The organism is Lacihabitans sp. LS3-19 (assembly GCF_024343575.1).
Classification (GTDB): Bacteria; Bacteroidota; Bacteroidia; order Cytophagales; family Spirosomataceae; genus Leadbetterella.
In genome coordinates, this window is the sequence record NZ_RJUA01000001.1 from 271,989 (window position 1) to 284,769 (window position 12,781).

Annotated in this window: 7 protein-coding genes; all 7 read left to right on the forward strand. The window is 37.6% G+C overall.

The genetic code is table 11. The features are described from left to right. Positions 1-147: 147 nt before the first annotated feature. The 7 genes from EGI22_RS01110 (at position 148) to EGI22_RS01140 (ending at position 12,769) form a co-directional block, all read left to right on the forward strand. Positions 148-2,091, forward strand: a complete 1,944-nt coding sequence (locus EGI22_RS01110; RefSeq protein WP_255065787.1) for a helix-turn-helix domain-containing protein — start codon at positions 148-150, stop codon at positions 2,089-2,091. 159 nt (positions 2,092-2,250) lie between these two features. Beyond that, positions 2,251-3,375 carry a glycosyl hydrolase 53 family protein gene (locus tag EGI22_RS01115; protein ID WP_255065788.1) on the forward strand — a complete coding sequence of 375 codons (1,125 nt, stop codon included), beginning with the start codon at positions 2,251-2,253 and terminating at the stop codon, positions 3,373-3,375. Positions 3,376-3,408: 33 nt separating this feature from the next. After that, complete coding sequence (locus EGI22_RS01120) at positions 3,409-6,378, forward strand: TonB-dependent receptor (RefSeq protein ID WP_255065789.1); 2,970 nt, start codon at positions 3,409-3,411, stop codon at positions 6,376-6,378. A 19-nt stretch (positions 6,379-6,397) separates the two neighbouring features. Continuing rightward, positions 6,398-7,978 (forward strand): RagB/SusD family nutrient uptake outer membrane protein, encoded by a 1,581-nt coding sequence (locus tag EGI22_RS01125; RefSeq protein WP_255065790.1) that lies wholly within the window; start codon positions 6,398-6,400, stop codon positions 7,976-7,978. 18 nt (positions 7,979-7,996) lie between these two features. Further along, on the forward strand, positions 7,997-9,328 hold the full coding sequence (locus tag EGI22_RS01130) for a SusE domain-containing protein (protein WP_255065791.1): 1,332 nt from the start codon (positions 7,997-7,999) through the stop codon (positions 9,326-9,328). A 212-nt stretch (positions 9,329-9,540) separates the two neighbouring features. After that, positions 9,541-10,929 carry an alpha-amylase gene (locus EGI22_RS01135; RefSeq protein ID WP_255065792.1) on the forward strand — a complete coding sequence of 463 codons (1,389 nt, stop codon included), beginning with the start codon at positions 9,541-9,543 and terminating at the stop codon, positions 10,927-10,929. A gap of 1 nt (position 10,930) precedes the next feature. Beyond that, positions 10,931-12,769, forward strand: a complete 1,839-nt coding sequence (locus EGI22_RS01140; RefSeq protein ID WP_255065793.1) for a glycoside hydrolase family 13 protein — start codon at positions 10,931-10,933, stop codon at positions 12,767-12,769. Positions 12,770-12,781 lie beyond the last annotated feature (12 nt).

The window sequence follows — 12,781 nt, forward strand, 5'->3', positions numbered from 1 at the left end:
TTTCCCGAATTTTTAAAATTCAAGCTATCTAATAGGCTTTTAGAATGGAAATATTCTTTTGTTTTTAATTTTTCAGTAAAATATTGACCATAGTTTTTACAATTTGAAGGCTTTCCAATGTTTTCATTTAATTAATACCTACATAAATTGGCTAATTTAAAATTGCTTATATTTGAGAAAATATTCCAAGAAATGGGTAGGGGATTGGGTTTTAATTATTTGAAAATTAGTCGATTGTATTTATTTATAATCGGCCTGTTGAGTATATGTATAAACCTCAATGCTCAGTTGAAAATAGAGGTTGAAGTTGTTTCTCCTTTAATCGACCCAAACCGACCTTTGTATCTTGCTGTCGATTACAACAAATGGAATCCTAGCGATCCCAAGTTTATTTTAAAAAAGGAATCTGATAATATTTATTCAATTGTTTTAGACAATCCTCCGGCTGCTTTTGAATATAAATTTACACAGGGTAGTTGGATGATAGTAGAAGGAACGCCCGAAAGCGAAGGTCTGCCAAATAGGAATTATGATGCTAAAAGTAACACCACGAACTTTATAAAAACGGCGATCTTAGGTTGGGAAAAGCAAGTGGCTTATGATATAACTTTGGAGAGTATTCCAGAAAACACTCCAAAAGATGCTCAGATTTTTGTTACTGGAAATTTTAACAATTGGGAACCTAGCAATTCCGAATATGAGCTAAAAAAGAACATTCAGGGGCAATTTTACATAAGAATTTATACGGATTTAGAGCAGTTGGAGTTTAAATTCACACGCGGCGACTGGGGCTCAGTAGAGGCAAGGGAAAGCGGAAAGGCTCGACCAAATAGGATAATTTTTCGGACTTCGGATATTGATAATAGGAACGTAAAAATTTCAATTGATGGATGGGAAGATTTATTGGGAACGTTGCATGTTTATTCTTTATTTGATTTTCTTCTTTTGTTTTCTGTTTTTCAAGGATTTTTGTTAATAATTGCGATTCCTATTATTCAAAATTCCAATGTTGAAGCTAATCGTTGGCTTATTTTATCAATAATTATTTCTTCCTTCGGCACTTTTTTCTACATCATTTCTAACTTTCAAAGCTTCGTAAATTTTTATCCTAGGCTTGTTTTAATACCCGATTTTCTTTATTTTATTTATGCTCCAGTCTACTATTTTTATTTGTTGAAATTACTTTTCAATGTTAAGTTTTTGCCCTCAAGGTGGTATTTGCATTTTTTACCTTTATTAGTCCAGTTTTTTGTTTATCTACCTTTATTGTTGAAAAACGACAAAACTTTTTTGGTAGAGTTGATGGATCAAAAATCAAATTTTCTTTGGGTTTTTGCGGGTAGTGGTTTTCTTGGCTTGATATGGAATGCTTACTATTGGAATCTTTTTAGAAAAACAATCAATACCTACAAACAGGAGTTTCAAATAAATCTATCTTATGAGCAAAACCTGAACTATTTAAACACTGTTTTAATCATTCAATTTATAGCTTTATGTTTTTGGGCATTTTCGCTCATTTCTATGGTCGCGGGTTGGTATTTTAAGTTTGATAATATTAGATTAACCGAAATAAGTGTTGACCTCACATGGCTGGTTTTTTCATTGATTATTTATTTCGTAGGATATTTTGCTATACATCAGTCTGAAACTTTTAAAGCTCGTCCTCAGAAAATATCGATTTTTGATGATATGTTAGACACAACAACTATTGGCCATCATAAAATCCTAAGTCAAGAAACTGAAAGTTTTCAAAAAGAAATTGAAAAGCTTGAGAATTTTATATTGGAAAACCAGCCATTCAAGAATCCCAAGATAAGTTTAAATGAATTAGCAACTCAGGTAGATATTCAAGCTCATGTGCTTTCCAAAATCATCAATGAACACTACAATCAAAACTTTTTTGACTTTATAAATAGCTACCGGGTGGAAGAATTTAAAAGGATGATAAAAGAGCCAGAATATCATAATCTTACTTTCCTTGGATTGGCGTATGAGGTAGGCTTTAATTCAAAAACAGCTTTTAATCGTTCCTTCAAAAAAATCACAAATCAGACCCCAAGAGAGTACCTTGAGAGTCTCAAGGACAACTAAAAATTGGTGCCATTTTATAAAATGGCACTATTTTTTTCTTTATCTTTTTAATAATCAGCAGATTAAGAAAATAAATTTTTTATTAGAAAAATACAAAATGGGGCGATGGCTGTTTTATGGCAAGCTACCTTTGTGTCTGAAAATACTGATAATATTTAGATGCAAAATCCTATTTTTAAGCTTTTCATTGTATTGTTTTTGGGTGGCATTTTATTCTTTAAATGTAGTAAAAATACTGCACCCAAACCCAGCTTCTACTTAGGAGGAGACCTATCCTATGTAAACGAAATGGAAGATTGTGGAGGTGTTTATAGAGAGAAAACCAATAAGGTTGATGCCTTCAAAATTTTTGCTGATAAAGGTGCCAATATCGTTAGAGTTCGTCTTTGGCATACACCAACTTTCAATCAGTATTCGTCTTTGACAGATGTAGAAAAAACCATAAAAAGAGCAAAAAACGAAGGTCAAACGATTCTTTTAGATTTTCATTACTCTGACAACTGGGCTGATCCTTCAAAACAAATAATGCCTGCAGCATGGCAAAAAGCGAGAAGTCTAGCCATACTTGGCGACTCGGTTTACAATTACACTTTATCAACTCTTGAATATTTTCGTCAGAAAAATCTAAGCCCTGAAATGGTACAGATTGGCAACGAGACCAATATTGGAATCATTCAACACCCCGATTCTGCAAGTGATGGACCTATTAACTGGGCACGAAATGCATTTTTGCTTAATAAAGGTATAGAAGCAGTGACTTTTTTTAACCAAAAAAATAATGTGCAAGTGGAAACTATGCTCCACATAGCTCAGCCTGAAAACGCAGAACCCTGGTTTAAAGATGCAGCACTAAATAATGTTAAAAACTACGATTGGATAGGTTTAAGTTATTATCCTAAATGGTCAAAGTTTGATCTAAACCAACTGGGTACTACAATGGCAACATTAAAATCTACTTATAGTAAAAGAATAATGATAGTAGAAACGGGATATCCATATTCGCCTAAAGAGTTTGATAAGGCAAACAATATGTTGGGAGCTGATGCGGCATTAAAAAACTACCCGATATCTCCCGAAGGCCAGTTGAGTTTTATGCTTGACTTAAAAACCAAATGCAAAAGTGTTGGGGCAGAAGGTATTATTTATTGGGAACCAGCTTGGATTTCTACGAAATGTAAAACGCAATGGGGTGAGGGCTCCCATTGGGAAAACGCCGCCTTCTTTGATGCTGGCAATGGCAACGAAGCCCTCCCTGTTTTTAAATTTTTCAAATCAAACTTTTAATATATTTTATACTTTAACTAAATTTTTTTTCAAATGCAAAAAAACAAACGCTTTCGAAGCTTAAAGTCTTTCAGCCTTAACCTTAGGTCATTAAGTTTGACTTTTGGTTTGCTGTTGATTTTAGGAAACGTTGCTTTTGCCCAAAAAACCATAACGGGAAAAGTAACAGATGCAACCGATAAGTCAGACATGATAGGTGTGACGGTTTCGGTAAAAGGCACCTCTACAGGTACTCAAACTGACCTTGATGGTAAATATTCCATTGTGGTACCTGACAATCAGACTATTTTGGTCTTTTCTTTTATTGGAAAACACAGCCAGGAAGTTGTGGTAGGAAACCAAACAATGGTAAATGTTACCTTAATAGATGATGCCACCATTCTGGGTGAAGTGGTAGTTATTGGCTACGGTTCACAGAAGAAAAAAGATCTAACCGGTTCTATTGTTTCGGTTTCTTCAGCAGACTTTGTAAAAGGACAAATTACCTCGCCAGAGCAATTGGTTTCGGGTAAGTTAGCCGGTGTGCAAATCACATCTAATTCTGGAGCTCCAGGAGCAGGAAGTACAATCAGAATAAGAGGAGGCTCATCATTAAATGCTAATAATGATCCTTTAATAGTATTGGACGGTATGCCATTAGATAATTCTGGCATTTCTGGTTCTGCTAACCCCCTAAGTATGATTAACCCTGCCGATATCGAAACTTTTACGGTTTTAAAAGACGCCTCTGCTACAGCTATTTACGGTAGTCGTGCATCAAATGGGGTTATTTTGATAACAACCAAAAAAGGTGCAAAAGGCAAACCAAGAGTGAACTTCAGTACAAATCTTTCTTCGGCCATGCCTGCTAAATACGTTGACGTTCTTTCAGCAGACGAATTTAGAGATTTGGTAAATTCAAGAGGAAACGCTACCATGAAATCCTATTTGGGATCAGCAAATACAGACTGGCAAAAACAAATCTATAGAAATGCCATTACCACTGACAATAATTTGAGCATAAGCGGCACAAAAGGTAGCTTACCATATCGTATTTCGTTAGGATATTTAAACCAAAATGGTATCCTTAAGACTTCTAACATGGATCGTACTTCGGCTTCGATCAACCTTAGTCCTTCGTTTTTAGAGAATCACCTTAAAGTGGATGTAAATCTTAAAGGTTCGTTGACTAACAACACTTTTGCCAACCAAGGAGCCATAGGTGCAGCAGCGTTTTTTGACCCTACACAACCTGTTTATAGCGGAAGCGAATCTCTAGGTGGTTATTTTGAATGGTTAGATCCATCTACAGGCAACCCGAATACCTTGGCAACACTTAACCCATTGGGTCAGTTGATGCAAAGAAATGATGTTTCGGATGTGAAAAGATCTATCGGAAATATCGTTTTTGATTATAAATTCCATTTCTTACCAGAGTTAAGAGCAAATCTAAACTTGGGCTTTGACGTAGCTAAAGGAAATGGAACGGTTAATATTCCGGCAAATGTGGGTATGAACTTCGCAAGAGGCGGAGTAGATAACATTTACGACCAACATAAAACCAACAAAACTTTAGAGTTTTATTTAAACTACGTAAAAGACCTTCCAGGCATCAATAGCAAAATAGACTTAATGGCAGGATATTCTTATCAAGATTTCTTGAAAGACAATTCTAACCTTGACAAAAACATAAATGGAGACGTGTTTGCAGATATTTTCTACAAAACGCAGAACACTTTGGTTTCGTTTTACGGAAGAGCTAATTACAATATGTTGGACAAATACTTATTGACTGTAACTTTACGTAAAGACGGTTCCTCAAGATTTGCACCTGAAAATCGTTGGGGTCTTTTCCCTTCGGCAGCATTTGCTTGGAAAATCAGCGAGGAAGGTTTCTTGAAAAACTCTCAGGCTTTGTCAGATCTAAAACTAAGACTTGGATATGGTGTTACTGGCCAACAAGACGTATTGAGCGATTATCCTTATCTTCCAAAATACACGATCAGCCAATCTACTGCTCAGTACCAATTTGGTAGTTCTTTCTTCAACACGCTTCGTCCAGAAGGATACGATGCCAACATCAAATGGGAAGAGACTACTACAATGAATGCCGGAATAGACTGGGCATTGAAAACTGCAAGGATTTCAGGTAGTATCGATATTTATAATCGTAAAACCAAAGACTTGTTGAGCGTGATTCCTGTGCCTGCAGGTTCTAACTTGACCAACAGAATATTGACAAACGTAGGTAATATCGAAAACAAGGGTATTGAATTTAATATTAATACTACGCCTATTCACTCAGAGAAATTTAACTGGGACCTTGCTTTCAACATTACAAGAAACATCAATACGATTACCAATTTGACAAAAGTACCTAGCCCTTCATTCCCAGGTATTTTAGTGGGCGGTATATCTGGTGGTGTGGGTAATACCGTGCAGATTCATACTGTAGGATATCCAACCAATACGTTTTTCTTATACCAACAAGTATATGACGAAAACGGCAAACCTCTTGAAGGAGTTTACGTAGATTCTAATAAAGACGGCGTAGTAAACACCTCGGATTTAGAAAGATATAAATCGCCTCAGCCGAATTTCTATTTTGGTATATCTTCTCAGTTTAATTATGGCAAATGGTTCGCAGGTTTTGTAACTCGCGGAAGTATCGGAAACTATGCATATAATAACTTAAACTCTACTGCAGGTACGTTTAGAACTAGTTCAAACGCTTACCTAAACAATGTCGTTAGAAACGCTACGGTAACTGGTTTCGAAAACTCTCAATATTTCAGCAACTACTATTTAGAAAATGCCTCGTTTTTTAGAGCAGACAATATCAACCTAGGGTACAATTTAGGGAAATTGAAAAACAAAGTGGATGCTACTATTTCAGCGAATGTTCAGAATGCCTTCGTTATCACTAAGTATTCTGGCTTAGATCCTGAGATTTCGGGTGGAATCGACAACAACATTTATCCAAGACCACGTACATTCACTTTAGGATTAAACCTTGGTTTTTAATTTAAAAAATTAGTAAAAAATGAAAAATTTAAAAAATATAAGTAAAATCGGTCTTTTAGCTGTGGGTTTGGTGGTGAGCCAATCGTGCGTTAATGACCTAGATCGTACACCTTTTATAGAGGTTACTTCAGCTACGGTGTATACTGACCCAGCAAATTATAAGCAAATATTAGCTAAAATGTACGCTGGTTATGCAGTTTCTGGTCAACAAGGACCTGACGGAAAACCAGACATCAGCGGTATAGATGAGGGTTTCTCAACTTATCTACGTCAATATTGGAAAGCACAAGAACTTACCACTGACGAAGCCGTGATAGGTTGGAACGACGGAAACCTTCGTGACTATCACGACATGGACTGGACATCAAGCAATGAGTTTGTAACAGCTATGTACAACCGTATCTATTATCAAATCACGCTTACCAATGAGTTTATCAGAGAAACTACTGACGCAAAACTTAAAGACAGAGGGATATCTGCCCCAGAAATATTAACATATCGTGCGGAGGCTAGATTTTTGAGAGCATTGAGTTATTTCCATGCTTTGGATATGTTTGGCAATGTTCCTTTTGTAACAGAAGCAGACGCCGTAGGTTCGTTTACACCAAAACAAACAACCAGAGCCGAGCTTTTTGCTTATATAGAATCAGAGTTAAAGGCAATTGATGCTGACCTGGCAGCTCCAAAGACTAACGAATACGGCAGAGCAGACAAAGCTGCTGCATGGACGCTTTTGGCTAAATTGTATCTGAATGCACAAGTTTATACAGGCACTGCTAAAAACAACGAAACCTTGGAGTACTGTAACAAAATAATCGGAGCTGGATATACTTTAGATGCAAAATACGCCACATTGTTCCTTGCAGACAACGACAAGTCTAAAGAGGTGATATTCCCGATAACATTTGACGGTACACGTACCAAAACTTGGGGTGGAATGACTTTCTTAGTACATGCTCCAGTAGGTGGGTCCATGAACCCAGCTGAATTCGGAATCAACGGCGGATGGGGCGGTATCAGAACCACCAAATCATTCGTTCAGAAATATAGCGACATCACAGGTGCTACAGACCAAAGAGCTACTTTTTATACCAAAGACCAAAATCTTGATATTGACGACATCTTTAAATTTGCCGATGGTTATGCTATCACAAAATATAAAAATGTTACTTCATCAGGTGCGAAAGGTTCAGACATTGAAGGAAATTTCCCAGATACTGACTTTCCAATGTTCCGTTTGGCAGACGTGTATTTGATGTATGCGGAGGCAGTACTTAGAGGAGGTACCGGTGGTACAACTGCCGAAGCGGTTTCTTATATCAACAAATTGAGAGAAAGAGCCTATGGAAATACTTCAGGCAATATCACAAACATTGATCTTAACTTTGTTCTTGACGAGCGTGCACGTGAATTGTATTGGGAGGGACACCGTCGTACAGACCTTATCCGTTTCGGCAAATTCTCAGGAGGCACTTACCTATGGCCTTGGAAAGGTGCCGTAAAAGACGGAAAAGCTGTTCCAGAGTATCTGAACCTTTTCCCTATTCCTTCATCGGATATCGTGGCCAATCCTAATCTTAAACAAAACACAGGTTATTAATTTTTAAACTTTCAAAAAATGAATAAAATTTTTAGAAATATAGCATTTTTCGTGGGGACATTGATATTAATGACCTCTTGCGAAAAAGACCAACTGAAAGCAGTTTTGAATTCTTCTGCTACGCCAGTTTTGTCACTTTCTGCACCTAAGGTAGTGCTCACCAAAGACGGTGCAAACAACGATGTTTTAACTGTTTCATGGCTAAAGCCCGATTTTGGCTACGATGCAGGCCCAGTTTATACTATTTTGATGGACAAAAAAGGAGGAGATTTTTCTAAAGCTTTTTCTTTCAGTACTGGCACAGAATTGACCAAATCTTTCAAAGGAGCTGAGCTAAACAGTATACTTCTAAACCTTGGTTTAGCCGCTGGATCGGCTTCAGACTTAGACGTAAAAGTACAAGCCAAATTAAGCGATAAAGTAGTCCTAACATCTGCTTTATCAGGATTTAATGGAACCGCTTATCAAGACAAACTCGACCTTTCATCTCCTTGGGGTGTAGTAGGTAGTGCGTACAACGACTGGGGTGCATTTGCCGACGCTCCGTTTTACAAAACTGGCCTTGCCGATGTTTTTGTTTCTTACGTAACCCTAAAGGACGGCGAATTCAAAATCAGGAAAAACAATGATTGGGGTGTAAACTACGGGGACGATGGAGCCAATGGAACCTTAGAGGCTGGTGGAGCTAATATAGTTTCAAAAGCAGGAAAATATAAAATCACTTTTGATGCTACCAAATTGACGGTTAAAATTGAGAAATATTCATGGGGTGTAGTAGGAAGTGCTTTTAATGATTGGGGAGCTACTCCAGATGCACCATTAACCTACGATCCATTCTCTGACCAATGGAGAGGCGTTGTTACGCTTAAAGACGGCGAATACAAAATCCGTCAAAACGAAGATTGGGGTGTAAACTATGGAGATACGGGAGCAAACGGAAGCCTTGATGCAGGTGGCGACAACATCAAAGCTACAAAAGGCACGTATCTGATAACGGTAAATTTCAATGAAAACAAATTTACAGTCGAAAAAATCACCAATCTTTGGGGTGTAGTAGGCAGCGGATACAACGATTGGGGTGCAACTCCAGACTTCACTTTTGCTCCTGATTATGGCAATTTCACAAAAGATTTTGATACAAAAGGTATTTGGTTGGCTCAGAATGTTGCTCTAAAAACTGGTGAGATTAAGTTCAGAGCCAATAGTGATTGGGGCTTAAACTATGGCGACGATGGTGCTGATGGTACATTAGACGCTGGCGGTGCAAACATCGCAGTTACGGCAGGGGTTTATGATATCCAATTGGATTTCTCAAAAAGCACTCCGACGTACAAAATCACTAAGAAATAATACGCAAGTATTCATTATAGGTTAAAGTCGAATCTGCACGGAGGTTCTCTGTGCAGATTTTTTTAACTATTTTTATTCAAGAGTATTGGGCGGCACCCTAAAGGGTCGGGCTATACGTTACAAGTCCTCGCGGCTTCGCCAGCTGTGGGCTTTTAACTACTATCCCTGCCGCTTATCGGTCTTTAAAAAAGCATTTATTTAAACTCTAAGCTGTGAAGAAACATTTTTTAGTTTTAGCGATAATCGTGGTCTCATTTGCCTGCAAAGATAAAACTACAGATCCAAGCTCCACTGCAGCACCAGAAGACCTCAAAAACTACCTACGTCCTGAAGGCGTAATGTTGCAAGGTTTTTATTGGGATGTGGAACCGCGAGGAGAATGGTGGAATACGATTTCCGCCAAAGTTGCCAATTGGAAAAGCATTGGCGTAGATAGACTTTGGTTACCGCCCGCATCCAAAGGCATGTCAGGAGGGTTTTCGATGGGTTATGACCCTATGGATTATTTCGATTTTGGCGATTATGACCAAATGGGAACAACTGAAACACGTTTCGGCTCACGCAAAGAACTAGAAAACTTGATTTCTACAGCACACACGGCTGGTATTCAGGTTGTTGCAGATATCGTTTTGAACCACAACAGTGGTGGAGAACTGGAGTTTAACCCGTACAGAAACAAAAACACATACACACTTTTTAGGCCAAAATCAGGACGTTTTTTCAGAACAGCCAAAGATTTCCATCCCAACGATATTCATTCTAAAGACGCCGAAGCATTGTTTTTTGAAGAACAAGACATTTGTCACGATCAGCCCAATGTGCAGAAATGGTTCTGGAAGTCCGATTCTTCAGTAGCAAAATATTATAAAAATACCATGAAGTTTGACGGTTGGCGGTTTGACTATGTCAAAGGATTTGATCCGTCTGTTATCAAAGCTTGGATGACAGAAGTTGGCGGTTTTGGTGTTTTGGAGGCTTGGGACGGAAATGCTGAATACCTAAAATCATGGGTTGACAAAACCGGAAGTCGAGCATTTGATTTTGCAGCATTTTATAACCTTGAGCAAGCCCTTGACGGAAGCAATATGACAATTCTAAAAGACCGAAACAGTCTTTTGAAATTAGACCCTGCCAATGCCGTCACGTTCGTAACTAACCACGATACTGAGAAAGACACCAACCAAGGAAATCGCATAGGTTCAGCTCAAAATAAACTTTTGGCTTATGCCTATATTATGACGCACCCAGGATATCCTTGCGTGTTTTATTTAGATTATGAAGCTCAACTTTCAAAACAGAAATTAGAAAAACTTATAGTTATAAATCGCTCTTTGGCGGTAGGAACGTTAAACGTGCTTTTTGCGGATTTGGAATATTACATTGCCCAAAGAAACGGCGATAGCAAAGTGCCAGGATTAGTAGTGGCAATTAATAATGGTGCGGTTACCAAAACCCAACAAGTGGCTACTAGATGGAAAAATGCCACACTTTATGATTATTCTGAAAACACCACCAAGACTATTACAACCGATGCAAATGGGAGAGCAACCATAGAAACACCTGCAAAAAATTATACGATTTGGTCATTAAAGAAATTTTAAAATGATGAAAAAAATACTTGTAATATTATTCCTTATAGCGAGTTATTCGCTTTCTGCCCAAACCATTGAACACTTTGAGCCTTCTTCTTGGTGGATAGGTATGAAAAATCCAAAAGTTCAGGTTTTGGTGCATGGTAACAACATCAGCCAAGCTTCCGTATCTGTAAATTATACAGGCGTAAAGCTGTTGAAAATAAATAAGGTGGAGAACCCCAATTATCTTTTCCTAGATTTACAAATAGCAACAACTGCAAAGCCTGGCACAGTAAAATTTAATTTTTTGCAGAAAAACGGCGAAAAAGTAAGCCAAGATTTTCAACTTCTTGCCAGAAAACCAAATGCTGCTCAAAGAAAGAGTTATGATAATTCCGATGTAATATATTTAATCACACCAGACCGTTTTGCCAATGGTAATCTTGAAAACGACAATCTGCCAAATTATCCAGATAAACTAAATAGAAGCTATGAATATGGCCGCCATGGAGGCGATATTGCTGGTATCAGAACTCATCTTGATTATATTTCTGACATGGGCTTTACGGCTCTTTGGCCTATGCCTTTGGAAGAAAACAACATGAAAGAGCAGTCCTATCACGGCTATGCTATCACAGATTTTTATAAAATAGATCCTCGCTTTGGTAGCAATGAAGATTATAAAAAACTTTCTCAAGAAGCTAATGCTAAAGGCATAAAACTAATTCGTGATGTAATACTTAACCATTGCGGATCAGAGCATTGGTGGATGCAAGATTTACCATCTAAAGACTGGATAAACAATGATGGCAAATTTACCTCAACCAATCACCAAAGAGAAGCCCAACATGACCCGTATGCGGCTAAAGCTGATTTAGAAAAACTGGTTCAAGGCTGGTTTGTGCCTTCTATGCCTGACATGAACCAACGCAATCCTTTTATGGCTAACTATTTGATTCAGAATACGATATGGTGGATTGAGTATGCAGATTTAGCCGGACTTAGAATAGATACTTATCCTTATTCTGAAAAAGCATTTCTGACACGTTGGACCAAAGCTGTTTTAGTGGAATATCCAAATCTGAACATGGTGGGCGAAGAATGGTCGACCAACCAAATCGTGACTTCCTACTGGCAAAAAGGCATGAAAAACGCCGATGGATATGTTTCGTATTTACCAACAGTGATGGATTTTCCCTTACAAAATGCGATGATTGAAGGCCTAAAAGAGGACGACAAACAATGGGGAAAAGGGATGCTAAAAATTTATCAATGTTTATCGAATGATAACATTTATGCAAACCCGAATAACCTTTTGACGTTTTGCGACAACCATGATATGAACCGCTATTTTACTCAATTAAACGAAGACAAAAATCTTTATAAAATGGGTTTGGCCATGTTGTTTACTATGAGAGGAATTCCTCAGTATTTTTATGGAACTGAGCTAGGGTTTGCTTCGCCAAAAGAAAGAAATGATGGTAAAATTCGTGCGGATATGCCAGGAGGCTGGATTGGTGATGCAAGCAATGTTTTTGAGAATAAAAATCTTAATCCATTGCAGCAAGAACTTTTGGAATTCAATAAAAGGATCTTGAATTGGAGAAAAATCGCCACTGCCATTCATTCAGGAAAACTAACACAGTTTGCCCCAGAAAACGGTTTATATTCTTATTTCAGATACAATGAAAAAGAAAAATATTGGATAATTTTCAACAAAAACAGTGAAGAAACCACTGTTGATTTAAAAAGATACAAAGAGCTATTACCAGAAAACCCTAGTTTTTTTGATGTACTTGAAAACAAAGCTTTTGGAGAACACTTGAGTATTCCCGCAAAAGGTTTTAGGATTTTAAGGGTGAAATGAGGGTAGCAGATG

Excerpts from the sequence above, each read along its gene's own strand:
- EGI22_RS01140 (WP_255065793.1), top strand. The coding sequence starts at position 10,931 with ATGATGAAAAAAATACTTGTAATATTATTCCTTATAGCGAGTTATTCG.
- EGI22_RS01115 (WP_255065788.1), top strand. The coding sequence starts at position 2,251 with ATGCAAAATCCTATTTTTAAGCTTTTCATTGTATTGTTTTTGGGTGGC.
- EGI22_RS01120 (WP_255065789.1), top strand. The coding sequence starts at position 3,409 with ATGCAAAAAAACAAACGCTTTCGAAGCTTAAAGTCTTTCAGCCTTAAC.
- EGI22_RS01130 (WP_255065791.1), top strand. The coding sequence starts at position 7,997 with ATGAATAAAATTTTTAGAAATATAGCATTTTTCGTGGGGACATTGATA.
- EGI22_RS01125 (WP_255065790.1), top strand. The coding sequence starts at position 6,398 with ATGAAAAATTTAAAAAATATAAGTAAAATCGGTCTTTTAGCTGTGGGT.